This window comes from Shewanella sp. MEBiC00475 (assembly GCF_005234075.1).
In the GTDB taxonomy this organism is placed as follows: Bacteria; Pseudomonadota; Gammaproteobacteria; order Enterobacterales; family Shewanellaceae; genus Shewanella; species Shewanella polaris.
Genome location: NZ_CP039928.1, coordinates 4,500,313 through 4,515,976 on the forward strand (window position 1 = coordinate 4,500,313; position 15,664 = coordinate 4,515,976).

The 15,664-nt window shown below is 38.5% G+C and carries 13 protein-coding genes and 1 pseudogene; 10 read left to right on the forward strand and 4 right to left on the reverse strand.

Going from position 1 to position 15,664, the window contains the following annotated elements; translation table 11 throughout:
- Positions 1–397: 397 nt before the first annotated feature.
- Complete coding sequence (locus tag FCN25_RS19935) at positions 398–994, reverse strand: response regulator transcription factor (RefSeq protein WP_137227091.1); 597 nt, start codon at positions 992–994, stop codon at positions 398–400.
- A 187-nt stretch (positions 995–1,181) separates the two neighbouring features.
- Here FCN25_RS19935 and FCN25_RS19940 point away from each other — a divergent pair, with 187 nt between their 5' ends.
- From FCN25_RS19940 to nrfD, 4 genes are all read left to right on the forward strand, one after another.
- Positions 1,182–3,017 (forward strand): PhnD/SsuA/transferrin family substrate-binding protein, encoded by a 1,836-nt coding sequence (locus FCN25_RS19940; RefSeq protein ID WP_137227092.1) that lies wholly within the window; start codon positions 1,182–1,184, stop codon positions 3,015–3,017.
- A gap of 314 nt (positions 3,018–3,331) precedes the next feature.
- Positions 3,332–5,614 carry a thiosulfate reductase PhsA gene (phsA, locus tag FCN25_RS19945; RefSeq protein WP_137227093.1) on the forward strand — a complete coding sequence of 761 codons (2,283 nt, stop codon included), beginning with the start codon at positions 3,332–3,334 and terminating at the stop codon, positions 5,612–5,614.
- Between the two features lie 28 nt (positions 5,615–5,642).
- Complete coding sequence (locus FCN25_RS19950; RefSeq protein ID WP_137227094.1) at positions 5,643–6,215, forward strand: 4Fe-4S dicluster domain-containing protein; 573 nt, start codon at positions 5,643–5,645, stop codon at positions 6,213–6,215.
- A complete protein-coding gene (gene nrfD, locus FCN25_RS19955; protein ID WP_137227095.1) occupies positions 6,212–7,153 on the forward strand; it encodes an NrfD/PsrC family molybdoenzyme membrane anchor subunit in 942 nt (313 codons plus the stop codon). The genes FCN25_RS19950 and nrfD overlap by 4 nt, the downstream gene beginning before the upstream one ends.
- 91 nt (positions 7,154–7,244) lie before the next feature.
- Here nrfD and FCN25_RS19960 read toward each other — a convergent pair.
- Positions 7,245–7,937: pseudogene (locus FCN25_RS19960) on the reverse strand (glycyl radical enzyme domain-containing protein); the annotation flags it as partial.
- A 608-nt stretch (positions 7,938–8,545) separates the two neighbouring features.
- Here FCN25_RS19960 and FCN25_RS19965 point away from each other — a divergent pair.
- Positions 8,546–9,646 carry an alkene reductase gene (locus tag FCN25_RS19965; protein ID WP_137227097.1) on the forward strand — a complete coding sequence of 367 codons (1,101 nt, stop codon included), beginning with the start codon at positions 8,546–8,548 and terminating at the stop codon, positions 9,644–9,646.
- A 314-nt stretch (positions 9,647–9,960) separates the two neighbouring features.
- Here the strand turns inward: FCN25_RS19965 and FCN25_RS19970 are convergent, their stop codons facing one another.
- Both FCN25_RS19970 and FCN25_RS19975 read right to left on the reverse strand, forming a co-directional pair.
- Positions 9,961–10,881 carry a diguanylate cyclase gene (locus FCN25_RS19970; RefSeq protein WP_137227098.1) on the reverse strand — a complete coding sequence of 307 codons (921 nt, stop codon included), beginning with the start codon at positions 10,879–10,881 and terminating at the stop codon, positions 9,961–9,963.
- Positions 10,882–10,886: 5 nt separating this feature from the next.
- A complete protein-coding gene (locus tag FCN25_RS19975) occupies positions 10,887–11,693 on the reverse strand; it encodes an alpha/beta fold hydrolase (RefSeq protein ID WP_137227099.1) in 807 nt (268 codons plus the stop codon).
- 378 nt (positions 11,694–12,071) lie between these two features.
- Between FCN25_RS19975 and FCN25_RS19980 the strand changes: the two genes are divergently transcribed.
- The 5 genes from FCN25_RS19980 (at position 12,072) to FCN25_RS20000 (ending at position 15,599) form a co-directional block, all read left to right on the forward strand.
- Positions 12,072–12,398: a hypothetical protein gene (locus FCN25_RS19980; protein WP_137227100.1), complete on the forward strand. Its 327-nt coding sequence runs from the start codon at positions 12,072–12,074 to the stop codon at positions 12,396–12,398.
- 56 nt (positions 12,399–12,454) lie between these two features.
- Positions 12,455–13,048 carry a hypothetical protein gene (locus FCN25_RS19985; protein ID WP_137227101.1) on the forward strand — a complete coding sequence of 198 codons (594 nt, stop codon included), beginning with the start codon at positions 12,455–12,457 and terminating at the stop codon, positions 13,046–13,048.
- Positions 13,049–13,106: 58 nt separating this feature from the next.
- Positions 13,107–13,799, forward strand: coding sequence for a metallophosphoesterase (locus FCN25_RS19990; RefSeq protein ID WP_137227102.1), 693 nt, complete (start codon positions 13,107–13,109; stop codon positions 13,797–13,799).
- 83 nt (positions 13,800–13,882) lie between these two features.
- Entirely contained in the window at positions 13,883–14,473 is a 591-nt protein-coding gene (locus FCN25_RS19995; protein WP_175405910.1) for an ECF-type sigma factor, read from the forward strand.
- A complete protein-coding gene (locus FCN25_RS20000) occupies positions 14,466–15,599 on the forward strand; it encodes a serine/threonine-protein kinase (RefSeq protein ID WP_137227104.1) in 1,134 nt (377 codons plus the stop codon). Before FCN25_RS19995 ends, FCN25_RS20000 begins: the two co-directional genes overlap by 8 nt.
- Positions 15,600–15,664 lie beyond the last annotated feature (65 nt).

Consider the following 15,664-nt stretch of genomic DNA (forward strand, 5'->3'; position numbering starts at 1 on the left):
TGACAATAATGACAGTTAATATTGTCACCATAAGTGAGTAAAACTCAATATTTGGCTATTTATGATGAGTTTTTAAATCGTTTGACCTCAATGACAAATAGCAACTGAAAAGACTTATCAATTTAAGAGTCAAAACAAGAATCTATTAGGATTCTATCAGAATAGTATTTAACGATGATCTGATTAAAATAAAAAATGTGAAATACACTTAAGCACAGCTATATCGACGAGGAAAGTTGATATCTAATGGATTATCAATGTATTAAATCTATAGGCGTTGAATTAGATTAAGCTGAGTTTGTCAAATGAGGGAACGTTTAATTCATTGAATAGAGTCAAACAAAAAGGCATGAATGGTTAAGAAAATTGGCGTGGTATAGCGTGACTTAATCACATACTAATCAACTAGGATGGGACTAAATTTGGCTAATTCAGCAGCATTGTGAACATCGAGTTTTTTAATGATTTTTGAACGATGAACTTCTATGGTTCGCAATGAAACAAACAAGGTTTCTGCCATCTGCTTATTGGTCTTCCCCTCTATTAATAAATGAAGTACCTGATTTTCCCTATCTGTTAGTGTGCTGTAGCGTTTTCTTAATTGCATTGTTTCAAATGTGAGATTGCTGGTGGTCAATGCTTTTTCAATGGCACAGACAAGCTCAGTACCTTTTACTGGTTTTTGAAAGAAGTCACATGCACCTTGTCGAAAAGCATGAACCGCCATAGGCAGATCGCCATGACCAGTGAGAAATATAATGGCTAATGGGCTTTGAGCATCTACCAGTTTTTGTTGTAATTCTTGGCCCGTTATTTCAGGCATTTTACTATCAACAATAAGGCAGCCAGCTTGGGTTATATCGATATTGGCTAGAAAAGCATTAGCTGAATCATAGATATGTAAATTAAACCCATATTGCAACAGCATAAATTGCATTGAATCAAGGATCGCCAAGTCATCATCAACCATGTAAATATGTTTAGAATTCTGCATTTGATTATAAAGTCATTGCTCAGAAGTTAATGAATTAAAATACAGTGTAATCAAAGTAATGCATTGAGCAAATTCTTGATTCGTTTTTGTGGCGCATGCAACTTTTTTGCGGCGCAAGCTACATTAGACTGAACTAATTGGGTGTTATTAACATTTATTTTCTGGATGATCGTTAATGCGTTGTGGAATGTGGCTATTGTTAAGCTCTAGTTTTCTGTGGACTTTTTGTGCACAAGGTCTTCTGCTACCTGACAGTATTGAACCCCTTGTTCAGCAGCAAACACAACGTGAAGCTCCTTCTCAAGTTCACTATCGGGTTGCGGTACTCGCCAATTATGGTGTGATAAAAAGTATTGCTCGCTGGCAACCCTTAATGAACTATCTAACTCAACATGTCCCCAATGCCAGTTTTGAAGTTGTTCCATTGGATTTCAACCACATGAACGAGCAGCTACTCAGTGGTCAGGTACAGTTTGTGGTCACTAATCCTGGGCATTACTTTAATATGAGTAGTGATTTTCCAATTTCGTGGTTGGCCACCATGAAAAGTGACAAACATCATGGCAACACATTTGCAATCGGTGCGACCATTATCGTACGTAATGATAGCTCGTTAATGACACTTGACGATCTCTCGGGTCACTCAGTAGTCGCCAGCGACCCTAGTGCACTAGGTGGCTATCAAGCTGCATTGGGATTAATAAATTCCAAGGGATATTCAACAAACAATTTTTTCTCAAACGTGACATTTGTTGGTTTTCCTCTTGAACCATTAATTTACCACGTACGTGATGGCACAGCAGAAATTGCAATTACACCATTTTGTACTTTTGAACAGATGGTCGAAGAGGGTTACATTAACCCGAGCAATTTTAGAGTCATTAATGATGTTACGCCCGAAGGTTATGATTGTGCTGTTAGCACTTCTTTGTATCCCAATTGGTCGTTTGCCTCATCAGATGCCGTGCCATTAAACGTGAGGACCGATATTACGCGTGCTTTATTGTCAATTAGTGCAAACCATCCAGCCTCTATTGCAGGGCAGAATAGTGGTTGGGCTGCACCCATTAGTCAATTTGAAGTGATTAAGTTGTTTACACAACTTGATATAGAGTCCAATAAAATTCCGGTGCATTTACAAGTTTGGCAATGGATTAAGCTCAATCAAAAGTGGGGTTTTGGCTTATTAGGATTATTTTTTATCGCCACTATTTATCATTTATGGTTGGAATACCGATTTAGACAAAAGAGCGAGCATTTAGTCAATACAGAACGTCAATTGAAAAACAAAGCATTACAGTTGGAACGTTTACAAAGTGCGGCTATTTTAGGTGAAATTGGTGCTGGATTAGCTCATGAACTTAACCAACCTATTGCGGCTATTACGCAATACAGTGAAGGTGGCATGGTCGAACAAGCTAATAATGTAGGAGAAAATTCGGTTCAATATCAGTTGCTCAATAAGATACACCAACAATCTATCCGTGCAGGTGAAATCGTGCATAGGATCAGAGGCCTATTACAACGCAAAAATGAAGAAAATACCGAGTTTTATGTACATGAACAACTAAAAGTAACTATAGAATTATTAGAACATGAATTTAAAAGCCATAATATTAAACTCAGCACTCAACTGACCAATACCGACATCAAATTAACCGGCGACAAAGTCGGCTTTTGCCAAGTGCTAATAAATGTATTAAAAAATGCAGTTGATGCCATGTCTGAAAGAGATATCTCAAGTGAAATAACCAACCGTATTCTAATTGAGTCGCATTCTGTAGATAATACCCTGCAACTGAAAATTTATGATAATGGTATTGGTTTAACCTGCTCTGCAGATGATTTTAAAACCACCTTTTTTTCCACGAAAGAAAATGGCTTAGGATTGGGCTTAGCCATTTGTAATGACGTTATTATGTCGTTCGGTGGCAAAATAAGCTTATCAAAATGTGAAGATGATCCCGATTCACCTTGGCAAACCGGTTGTAGAGTATTAATTGAATTACCAATTAACCGCTAATTCAATAATTTACTAACAGATGTGTTCTTTCTCCTTGTTAAATTGTTCAACCTCTAACGTATCAAAAATCCTCAATAATTAATCCTGAAATTGCTATTTTTCTGTGTTAACTCAATATTTGCGAGCTCAAACCGTGATGTCAATCATATGATTATCTTGGATGTGGTTTACCACAATACCCTTAATTTACATGTGGGTTAACAATGTACATAGCGATGGGGCTTAGTCATTTTTTAGTTTACTAAATTCCATTAATCATCAGTTAACCGTAATAACTTCGTGCTTTGTAGATTATGAAGGTGAAGGGGGCAATCATGATTCAGTTAAATAGGCGTCATTTTTTGAAGGGGGCAGGTGCAAGTAGTGCGACTTGTGCTCTGGCAAGTATTTTACCCGGTTCAATTGCTGCAATAGAAAGAGAGCCATTAAAAGGTGTTTCTTCTGAAGTGGCCAGTATTTGCGAAATGTGTTCCACACGCTGTCCAATAAAAGCGCGGATTGTGGATGGCAAAAATGTCTTTATTACGGGAAATAAAGAAGCAAAGTCATTTGGCGGTAAGGTATGTGCTCGAGGTGGAGCAGGTCATAGCTTACTTTATGATCCAAAGCGTATTGTTAAACCTTTAAAACGGGTTGGTGAACGTGGCGAAGGTAAATGGGCAGAAATATCTTGGGCCGATGCTTATAAAGAAATTGCCGCGAAAATGAATCAGATAAAAAAACAATATGGCGCAGAATCCATTGCGTTTTCATCTAAATCAGGTTCGAACTCTGATCATGTATTTCATCTCGCTGCCGCATTCGGCACACCTAATACTTTCAATCACGCGTCAACATGTCCTGGCGCTTACGTTGTTGCCGCCAAAGCCATGTTCGGCACAAAAATGAAGCGCGATTTAAGTAATTCTAAATACATTATAAACTTTGGTCATAACATTTATGAAGGCATTAACATGTCTGAAACCAGAGGCATGATGCAAGCGCAAATGGATAAAGGTGCCAAATTAGTTGTATTTGAACCTCGATTTTCCATTGTGGCAGACAAAGCTGATGAATGGCATGCAATACGTCCAGGTACTGATGTATCAGTGGCGTTAGCACTATGTAATGTATTAATTGTTGATAATTTGTACGACCGTGATTTTATTGAAAAGCATGTTATAGGTTTTGACGAGTTTGCTGCAGAAGTAAAAGACTATACCCCTGAATGGGCCGAAACCATTTCAGATGTTTCAGCCAGTGCTATCCGCCGGATTGCTCACGAATATGCCAGCCATGCGCCGCATGCTGTGGTTGATTTTGGTCATAGAGCAACCTTTACTACTGAAGAGTTCGATATGCGCCGCGCGATATATGCAGCCAATATTTTAATTGGCAATATTGAACGTAAAGGCGGTATATACATGGGGAAAAAGGCTCCCGGTTACAACAAGCTTGCGGGTGAAAATGTTGCTCCAGCATTGGCAAAGCCCGGTGTAAAAGGAATGCCAAAAATAACGGCAATTCGTATTGACCAAGTTGAAAAACAATACGCCATGATGTGGTCTTCTGGTGGGGTTTATCAAACGATATTAGATGCGACTTTGAATGCTAAGCCTTATCAACTTAAAGGTTGGATAATGAGCCGTACCAACCCAATGCAAACACTGACAGACAGGGCCAAAGTAGAACAATCACTTAAAGCATTAGATTTAGTGGTGTCATGTGAACTGTATATCAGTGAGACAGCCGCATTTGCAGACTATATTTTGCCAGAATCAACCTACTTAGAACGTGATGAAGATATCGCAGATAAATCGGGAAAAAATCCGGCTTATTACGTTCGCCAACCCGTAGTTGAAATCATCGGTGATACTCGTCCAAGTTGGCAAATCTTTAGAGAACTAGGCCAACAACTAGGACTCGGTGAGTTTTATCCTTGGGAAAACATTCAAACGTTGCAATTAATGCAAGTCAATCGCGATCACAGCCTATTGGAAAAAATCAAAACATTAGGCTACGTCAGTTACGGTAAACCGCTGATGTTACGTGAGCCAGAAATGGTTGCAGAATTCGCTAATGCATATCCGAATGCTAGAACTATCGATGAAGATGGTACTTATGCAACCGCAATGCACTTTAAAACACCCAGTGGAAAAATTGAATTAACCTCAGCCAAAGTTGAAGAAATGGCACCCGGTCGTGGTGTAATTAAACATCGTAGTGTGCAACTCAAAAATGCAGACGAATTGTATTTTATACAAGGCAAGGTTGCGGTACATACCAATGGTGCAACTCATAATGTGCCAATGCTCAGTAATCTTATGTCTAACAATGCGGTTTGGATCCACCCTTTAACTGCAGGACGGCTAAATATTCACAGCGGTGACGCAATTAAATTAATCAGCAGTGTTGGTAGTGAAGAAGGCACAGCCTTAGTCACTCCCGGCATTCGTCAAGACACCGTATTTGCTTATATGGGCTTTGGTTCAAAAAATAAAGAAATGGTAAAAGCAAGCGGTAAGGGTATTCACTGCGGCAATTTACTGCCTAATGTCATCTCACCTGTGTGTGGCATGTGTTTACACACAACTGGCGTTAAGTTGGAAAGAGTTTAGCCGGTAATTAATTGATTTGGAGTCTACTATGAACAAACGATATGTCATGGTGCATGATGAAAATAAATGCATCGGCTGCCAAGCTTGTAACATAGCTTGTCGGAGTGAAAATAATGTCCCTGAGGGTGTAACGCGTTTACAAGTAAGAGTTGAAGGACCTTATGGGGAGGCACCTAATTTACATTTTAAATATCATCGTGTGTCTTGCCAACAATGTGAAGATGCTCCGTGCGTGAGTGTTTGCCCAACTGGAGCCGCTTACATTGATGAAAATGGATTAGTGTCTATTCATAACGATAAGTGCATAGGTTGCATGTATTGTGTGGCAGCTTGTCCGTACAAAGTTCGCTTTATCAACCCAATCACTAAGGCCGCAGACAAGTGTAATTTCTGTAAAGACACTCGCCTAGCCAGAGGTGAGCAACCCGCTTGTGTTACAGCATGTCCAACAGATGCATTGTATTTTGGCGATGCTAACGACAGTGAAAGTGAAGTGGCACTATTGCTAAATACTAAAATAACTTATCAAGACAAAACTCACCTAGGCACCAAACCACGAGTTTACCGTATTCCGACTAAACGAGGAGGGATTGAATCATGAATAATACATGGGGCGACATGGCGCAATATGATCCACTAATTTGGAACTGGATCATCGCAATTTACTTATTTATGGCCGGTTTATCGGCAGGTAGCGTACTCATTGGTATTGGTATGCGTTGGTACAGCAAAGATAAAAGCATCGAAAGCCCAATCTTAAAAGCTTCAGCCATTATTGGCCCTGTGGCAATTTGTTTAGGCTTAGCGTGTTTAGTGTTTGACTTAACAAAACCGTTTCACTTTTGGCTAATCCTAATTAATTATAATTTTGATTCGGTGATGGCAATGGGTGTCGCTGCATTATTAGCTTATTCACCGCTTGGGTTTATCTATGCCTTAATTGTATTCAGGGATGATCTTGCAAAATGGAAATTGGGATTTTTAACCCCAATAGCGAAAATGCTGTTGCCATTTCGTAAACTTATCGAAGTATTACTGTTTGTATTGGCTATTGGTGTAGGCGCTTATACTGGCTTTTTAATCTCGGCAATGAATGCCTATCCGATGCTAAATACTGCCATACTACCCGCACTGTTTTTAGCGTCTGGTTTATCTGCCGGTGCTGCTGGCAACCTCATTGTGGCAATAACCTGTTTTGGTAGCAGTACTCATGATGGCGAGATGATGAAACTTCATGGGCTTGATTTACCGGTGATTATTACAGAAATGATGTTCCTGTTCATGTTGTTTACGTCACTGTATTTTACCGGCGGAGCGGCAGCTGAATCGTTAGCATCATTAAGCCAAGAGGTATGGGGCAGTGTATTTTGGTACGGCGTCGTGGGAATAGGATTTTGTATTCCTATTTTATCAATGTTTTTACCGTCAAGCACCCGCCATACCAAGGCGATGATGTTGACCGTGGCATGTTGTAGTTTAACGGGTGTTTTAGCACTACGACATTTCATTGTGTATGCCGGCCAAACCTATATTAGTTAGATTACGTTAACTACATGATTTAGTTAATGCCCTCTCAGACAAATCTGAGAGGGCATTTTTTTCTGCAAAAAGATAAGACTATTCATCTCAGAAAACAACTGACAATTCCAAAGCCACGCTCATCGAAAGTGTCGGCATGTAACGGGTAATTGGCAAGATGAGGCTTATTGCACAGACGAATATTGGTGGTCGCTACCAGTAATAAATCATCAGGCGTTATCTTTGGGTAGTACAGAAACGTTAATATAGGTGCAATTTGCGTTAACTCAGCATCCACTCGCAATAGGGGCCGGCTAATAATGTTATCGATAGGGCCAATATTCACATGCATAAACGCATCGGGTAGGGTTCTGTCGAGTAAGATCCAAAAACGTTTTAATTTACGATAAATATCATCGGTACTAACCCCAGACACAAATGGCATTAATAGCACATCTAATTGACCTAAAAAAATGGGGATATTGGTTACCGATGGTACGTGATGATAAAGCACCATTAGCGAGTTTAATGCATCATCAAAATCTTCGGCTGGCGACATTTCTAAATGTTCCGAGCCTTGCTTGAGGTATTTAGCATAATCAGGCAATACATAACGCGGTTTAAACGGCGCGTGACCTTCAAACATGTCGCAAATAACCCCTTCTTGCATCGCATTACTCACCACTTCAGACATCGCGACATACGGCAGACTATTTTCAACCTCTAGCGCCAAGTAATTGGATTTTTGCTTAGGAGAAAGGAGAGGGTGCGTCACTATTTGCATAATGTTATCGGGTAATGCCATGTTGAAGCTCACTTTTAAATGACTAATGTCTATTGATATCAACCAATCTACCCAGTGAGATTGGTTTTAAACAGTGAAAATAGCAGAAGCCGCCATTGATAGAATGGAAACCCGATGATGTAGATCACAATCGACAATATTGGCGCCTCGATTGGTTGAAAAACACTTTTTGTTAAACCCTTATAATTAATTATATAAGTCGTTTATTAGGTAGATTATTTTATTGTTTAATAGCAATTATATAAACGAGTTGAGCCAGACTTAATCAAATGTTTGCTTCACAAAGGATGTTTACATTTGCCTAGCTATAACAAAAAATTATTTAAATGATAATATTTGATAATTTAATGTTTTAGCTTGTGAATTGTATATTGTTACAGGAAATAAGGCGTCATCAATAGCCACATTTGATCGTTTTCACTGATGCAGCCATATTCCCTTTGCGTCGAAGACATGTATCGCGCTTGTAATAACATTAACGCACGTTGTGGAAAAGTCGGCTGAGATGCTTGGGCCGTGAAGGTTGTACAAGCTATATCGCTTTTATTGTCGATCCAATGAATACCAAATTGAATTTATTTACATTAGCCAGTAAACAGGAATACATTATGAAAGATCCATTATTTCAACCAATACAACTGGGTAAACTCTCATTAAAGAATCGTATTGTTATGCCGCCAATGACGCGTTCACGATCTACTCAGCCAGGTAATGTTGCCAATGACATAATGGCTAAATATTATGCGCAACGTGCATCGGCAGGCCTTATTGTTTCCGAAGGCACCCAGATTTCAGCTATGGGCCAAGGCTATGCCTGGACACCGGGCATTTATTCTCCCGAACAAATAGCTGGATGGCAAAAAGTCACTAAAGCGGTGCATGCAAAAGGCGGCGTTATGTTTGCGCAATTATGGCATGTTGGTCGTGTAAGCCATCCTGATAATATCAATGGTGAACAGCCTATTTCGTCATGTGCTTTAAAAGCAAAAAATGTAAAAGTGTTTGTTGATAACGGTACTGATGCCCCTGGTTTTGTTGATGTTGTCGTGCCACGAGAAATGACCAAAGCAGATATTAACTTGGTTATTGGTGAGTACCGTCAAGCAGCATTAAATGCAATTGAAGCGGGTTTTGATGGCATAGAATTGCATGCGGCAAACGGATATTTAATTAACCAATTTATTGATTCTGAAGCCAATACAAGAACCGATGAATATGGTGGCAGTATCGAAAACCGCCTGCGTTTTCTTGGTGAAGTAGTGGCCGCAATGACAGATGCCATTGGTGCCGATCGTGTAGGTGTGCGCCTTGCGCCATTCACATCATTAAATGGTACCGTTGATGCAACACCAATTGAAACCTACACCGCAGCAGCGGTATTGCTTAACAGCCTAAATGTTGTTTACATCCATTTTGCAGAAGTCGATTGGGATGATGCTCCAGAGACACCTGCAGAATTTAAAGATTCTGTTCGAGCGGCATACAAAGGTGTACTTATTTATGCTGGACGTTACAACGGTGAAAAAGGTGCGCAGGCAATAAATGATGGCCTAGCGGATATGATTGGTTTTGGTCGACCATTTGTGTCTAATCCTGATTTACCAAACCGCATAAAGCATGGTTATCCTCTGGCACCGCACAACCCAGAGACATTATTTGGCGGCGGTGAAAAAGGTTTAACTGATTACCCAGAATACAGCCCCAATTAGTTGCCATCTTACATTTACGCTAAGGTAATCATTTGTGCGGTTTTGATTTGAAATTAGGACCGCTAATTATGTATATTCAATCTGAAAAAACTGTTTTTTGGATGACATTGCCAGTCACTTAAAGGCACTATGGTTTTGACTAGAACAATAGGCTGAGGAATATAACTAAACCTATTGTTTGTTATTATCATTGGCACAATTATCATCGTCACAGTTGTCATTACGCTTTGTATTGAAAAAGAGGATATTAACCACTATAAAACCGATAAATCTGGATCTAACTCTGGCTCTAAATCAGACCAAAAAAGATAACGTTAATCATTAACATACATTTCAGTTCTATTTCTTCCATGTGCTTTAGCTTTATATACAGCGGTGTCCGCTTGAGTAAATAAATCTGTAAATGATATTTTCTCAGTACCGATACTCACCCCAATGCTAACGGTCAATATGCTGCCACCCACTTCAATTTCGGAGATTAACTGGTGTAACCGTTTACAGAATATTAACGTATCATGTTTGTTAGTGTCTGGAAGCATGATTAAAAACTCCTCGCCACCAAAGCGGGATACTAGATCTGTTTGTCTACAAACCTCATTTAAAAGTGTACCGAGTTCCTTTAGAACTCTGTCGCCTTCTAAATGGCCAAAAGTGTCATTTATTTTTTTAAAATGGTCTATATCAAGCATTAACAACCCAACAGATTGATGAGACCTTACTGTTTGTTCAAGCACTAAAGCACTCCGATACTTCATTTCTCTTCTGTTCAACAGTTGAGTCAATTCGTCAGTTGAAGCAAGTAATTTCAGTTTTTCAGCTTGTAGTTCAAGTGTTTCTCTGGTTTTGATTAATTCTTCATAGAGTAAATCTCGTTTAGATGAATTAAAAAAACTCCAATAAATACAGCCATCTTCAGCGAAACGCGCATTAACCGTTATTGGAAAACGCTTTCCTTTAGCATTCAATACAATTAATTGCATTTCATCACACTTTTTTTCATGAAAAAGCGTTGGAATGACATAGCTTTGAAAAAAAATACGAGACGATTGAGTAAAAATCACATCGGTACTTTTACCAATTAACTCGCCAGGCTGCCACAATAGCTCGTTGGTAAAATAAGCATTTACATATGTAATTATTCTCTCTGAATTAGTGACTAAAGCGCCACAAGGAAAATTATCCGGAGAGTATATAAAATCCGATACTTTATTACGATCGCGTAAATTATTCGTCATCGAGGTTATTTCACATATTCGATTATTGATCTCGTAATCGCTTCAGGATGTGTCATATGCAGACAGTGTCCATCGGCAGCAATAATGTTAAGTTCGCTATGCTTTATTTCACTAGCCATGAACTCACCAACCGCCGTTGCAGCCAATGCGTCATTTTCACTTTGTAAAATTAATGATGGTTGATTAATCTGTTTCAAAAGGTGACGATAATCAGATAAAAAAGTAGCTTCAGCAAAGTTTTTTGCAATGACAGGGTCTGTAGAACAAAAGCTTCCAGATAACTCACCAATAAGGTCATCAGAATGGGTTGTGCCCATCACTAATGGCGCTAAATAATTAGCCCAGCCTATATAGTTTTTATCCATTAAATTCAATAATTCTTGTAAATCTTCTTTTTCGAAACCACCCAAATATTCAGGCGGAAAATTTAAAAAGCAGGGAGAAGGACATACCATTATTAACTTAGAAAATAACTCTGGCTTTTGAATAGCTGCAATGGCGCCAATAATACTGCTAACAGAATGTCCGACTAAAATTGCATCAGTTAGCTGCAGAGCATCACATATATCAATAACATCTTCAGCATAACCTTCAAGTTGACCATAACGTGATTTATTGTATTGAGATATATCTGAAGCACCTGAACCTACATAATCAAACAATACGATGGTAAAATGTTTGGCTAACTCGGGTGTTAAAAAGCGCCACATGTTTTGATCGCATCCAAACCCATGTGCGAGTAATAAAGTTTTACTACCTTCTCCCATTACTTTTACATTATTTCTGATGAGAACATCAGCTGAATTTGTCATGTTATTTATTCCTTTCTATCGAATAGACACCTGCACTTAAAAAGCTGTCTATCACAACTTATGATGTTGTCGGCTATAAATTTATGCACAATTTAACACAGGATGTTGCGATAGGGTTAGCGTTGCAATGCCAAATTGTTAACTAATTAATTAGGGACTCAAACCTCAAGATTGTATGATTTAACAACAAAATGAGAATTGTTAATGACAATATTACAATGCTAATTCGATGCATCGCGTTACCCATTAAAGATAGATTTTATTAATTAATTTTGCGTAAATAATTTCTTTTTACGTCACTCATCATTTTTTCTCATTTCTATAAGCTAATCCCTATCGAATATTGAATGAATATTTATAAATAAAAAAGGGAATAAAATGAAATCGACTATTAAAAACAATGTAAAAACAGGTGTGATTTTTGGTTTAAGTGCATTGGTGTTAGTGGGTTGTGGTAGCTCGTCGGAAGAAGAACAACTGACTTGGATCAATAATTGGAACAACTCACTTAATTTTGAAGCAAAAATGAAAATGTTAAATACGTGCTTCAAAGTAGCGGGCGTTAAACGTAATACCAAGCAAATGACAGATTCACAAAATGAAACCATGAATGAATGCGAACTGGATTACGTTATGGAGTTGGCGGAAAAAGATGACATCAGTTTAGACAGAGACTTGTTGGCCGCTAACACGCTGCAGCTGTAAGTTTTATACATCATCCAACTGCTAATTAGCAAAAATGAACAAAGAAAGGAATAACGATGTCATTAAAAGATAAAGCCTTCGACTTAGCCAACGAAGCCAAAAGGACTGCAGGGCAGTTAACTCATGATTTACAACAATCTCAAGCATTTGAGCAGGCTAAATCTTCGCTTTCCAATACTAAAGAACGGGCATTAGCCGTCGATCCTGCTGGCATTAAATTAATGAACTTTTTTGCAGTATTTTGTTTAGCATTTATGTTGTTAAGTACATTTTTCCCGCTAATGAATATGATGGGAAGCAGCATGCCGTTAAGTGATATCACCCCGACCTGGTTATATTTGGTGACTATTATTGCTTTGTTGAGTCACTTATTTGGTGTTAAGCAGTCAATTTCTCGTGGTCTATTACTGTTACTTCTATTGTCGATTACTTATACCGTATATCAACAAATTGCAGATATATTTCAAGCAGCACAAATGTTTGGTGGTGCAAGAACAAAAGACATTATTAGAGTCGCCGCAGAAGGATTGAAGTATGCCGATATTGGCTTTTACTTGTTTTTAGTCAGTCTTGTACTGGTGGTCATTGCAACGATTAAACCCGGCTACAAAACAAATCATGCGTTATGGGCCCAATTGGTTCAAAAGTAGCTCTTCATTGCTCAAGTAGCCCGTTACTGACTGGCTACTTTTTTAAGGCTTAGCGTTTATGCAATTTAAACCTCGTAAGCAGCATATTTATAATTCGGCTAACGTAGTGGGAAAAGACTATATTGTCGGCGATATTCATGGCCAAATAAATCGGCTTTATGAACAATTACTGGCACAGGACTTTAACTTTGACACTGACCGCTTGTTTTGCACCGGAGATTTGATCAGCAAAGGAGATCAGAGTATTGATTGTTTAAATCTACTCACTAAGAAGTGGTTTTTTGCGGTAATGGGTAATCATGAACAACTGTTTTTATTAGGTTTTCAGTGTTCGAGTTACTGGGATTGTTTACGACAAAAAGGCGGTGACTGGTTATCACAGCATATGCAACGCTTCGACTTATTAATTCGTTGGAAAACCATGATTGATATTATGATGCCATTAACCCGAACAATTGATGTTAATGGTAAATCTATTGGAATAAGTCATGCATCTGCTACACACAACTGGAAAACTCTACAAAGTGGTGCATTGTCGGATGAAGATATTTGGCAGGTATTATGGAGCAGGCCACTGCATCAATTAAATAGCTGTGTTGCTATTGATGAGGTTGATATTGTGGTGCATGGACACAGTCCGGTTGAAGGAATCATTCGGCATCATAATCGCTACTGGATTGATACTTTCACTTTGAAGCAAGAATTGACCATCATTAACCTCAACATGTTACAACCGTTACAACAGAGCTAACTTAAAATACTGTAATTACTAGTAATTGGGGATGAAGTAGATGATAATTGGTTTGTTAACAAATGTTGAAGATAGGGATAATTGTGTCAATTAGAGAGTTAAACAACGCCACTGAATTATTAGTGGGTTGGCAAAATAGAGATAAACACCAAAGCGAAGAGTTTCTTACTTATGCTTACCAAGATATTCGAGCTATTGTTGAAAAATATCTCTCTAAACATCAACCTAATGAGACCATTTTACATGATGCTTCTATTACTGAGTTAGCGAACGAATCAGTGGTTAAATTGCATCGTTGGCGTAATGACGAGCAACCATTTGAAAGCCGCCAACATTTTTTTGATTATGTGCGCGTGTCAGTTTGGCATTTGCTGTTTGGTAAGCCGCATAAATCACTTGTGGAGCATCAACAGGCTAAATACGAATTTTTACATTCGCAATTATTAGACTCAGAAATAGTGTTACCTAATTGGACCGAAAGTCTGGCACTTTCCTCAGCATTAGAGTTACTACAACAATCCCATCCAAGACAAGCTGAAGTATTTGAATTGAAAAATTTTGCCATGGTGTCACATCAACAAATAGCAGATATGTTGGCGTTATCATCAAGAACTGTCGATAACGATTTAAAGTTTGCGACGGTTTGGCTTAGAGCAAAGTTAACTGATGATTGATATTGTTGCCCTATATAGTGAGTTGGCCAGTTTATCTAAAACAGAACAACAACAGCGCTTATTACCATTAAGACAAGTCTATTGTGAACAAGTGCTAGCACTTGAAAAAATGCTTTCTGTTGATGACACTCCGTTATCAAGCAGTCAGTTATTATCCCAGCAATATGCAAACCACAGCCCTTTTTCTCAAGATGAATTAATTGGTCAACAAGTAATGGGCTTCACGATTACTCAATTAATCTCTAATGCAGGCGGCATGGGGCTGGTGTTTTTAGGTGAACAACGCTTAGAAAATCATGACACTGGCTATATAAAAATACATAAAGCAGCCATAAAAATACTTCGAACTAATCGGTTAAACACTCAGCAGCAAAAAGCCGTTTTTTATAATGAAGCTTCCATTTTAATAACTTTAGACCACCCGAATGTGTGCAGCATATATGGCGTGTCTGAAGTATTAGGCCATGCTTGTATTGTCATGGATTACATTGATGGTCACGGCTTAGATGTTTGGTTGAATAATAATAAATTCAATCAAATTCAGAGGTTTAATCTATTTGAACAATTACTGAGAGCGGTGAGTTATCTTCATGGAGAAGATTTTTTTCATGGTGACTTAAAACCACAAAATATCATTATCAATGACCAAGGCCACCTAGTGTTGATCGATCTTGGACTGGCTTCAAAATATAAACAAAAAATAAGCGAAGATGACAACCATACTCAAGATGTTATTCAAGCATTTACCCGTCATTGGAGCGCACCAGAACAAGTGGCAGGGCAAGCATGTACCGCACAATCGGATGTATTTTCACTCGGTATGATGTTGCACTTTTTACTTACGGGCAGTGTAGTGGCTAACGGCAAAGTATCAATGTTAAAAAGCACCGAGCTGAACGCGATAATAAATAAAGCCATTTTAAATCAACCAGAGCAGCGGTATACCAATGCCGAATCATTTAGACAAAGCATCAATATTTACCAACAAGGCATGCCTGTAGCAGAATATTCGCAAAGCGGTTCTTATCAATTACACAAGCTGTTAAAGCGTAAGCCTTTTACCTCACTCGCATGTGTGTTGTTTGTATACTCAGTTGCAACCAGTTTGTGGATTGTTTTTCATTAAAATTGGGGTAAATAAAATCTCTTATGGGCATCATCAAAACAATGCCCATGAGAGAAAATTAATGA

What these genes read in the sequence shown, in the direction of transcription:
- FCN25_RS19975 (WP_137227099.1), bottom strand. Translation starts at nt 11,693, where the DNA reads ATGACAAATTCAGCTGATGTTCTCATCAGAAATAATGTAAAAGTAATG.
- FCN25_RS20000 (WP_137227104.1), top strand. Translation starts at nt 14,466, where the DNA reads ATGATTGATATTGTTGCCCTATATAGTGAGTTGGCCAGTTTATCTAAA.
- nrfD (WP_137227095.1), top strand. Translation starts at nt 6,212, where the DNA reads ATGAATAATACATGGGGCGACATGGCGCAATATGATCCACTAATTTGG.
- FCN25_RS19980 (WP_137227100.1), top strand. Translation starts at nt 12,072, where the DNA reads ATGAAATCGACTATTAAAAACAATGTAAAAACAGGTGTGATTTTTGGT.
- FCN25_RS19935 (WP_137227091.1), bottom strand. Translation starts at nt 994, where the DNA reads ATGCAGAATTCTAAACATATTTACATGGTTGATGATGACTTGGCGATC.
- phsA (WP_137227093.1), top strand. Translation starts at nt 3,332, where the DNA reads ATGATTCAGTTAAATAGGCGTCATTTTTTGAAGGGGGCAGGTGCAAGT.
- FCN25_RS19985 (WP_137227101.1), top strand. Translation starts at nt 12,455, where the DNA reads ATGTCATTAAAAGATAAAGCCTTCGACTTAGCCAACGAAGCCAAAAGG.
- FCN25_RS19940 (WP_137227092.1), top strand. Translation starts at nt 1,182, where the DNA reads ATGTGGCTATTGTTAAGCTCTAGTTTTCTGTGGACTTTTTGTGCACAA.
- FCN25_RS19965 (WP_137227097.1), top strand. Translation starts at nt 8,546, where the DNA reads ATGAAAGATCCATTATTTCAACCAATACAACTGGGTAAACTCTCATTA.
- FCN25_RS19950 (WP_137227094.1), top strand. Translation starts at nt 5,643, where the DNA reads ATGAACAAACGATATGTCATGGTGCATGATGAAAATAAATGCATCGGC.
- FCN25_RS19990 (WP_137227102.1), top strand. Translation starts at nt 13,107, where the DNA reads ATGCAATTTAAACCTCGTAAGCAGCATATTTATAATTCGGCTAACGTA.
- FCN25_RS19970 (WP_137227098.1), bottom strand. Translation starts at nt 10,881, where the DNA reads ATGACGAATAATTTACGCGATCGTAATAAAGTATCGGATTTTATATAC.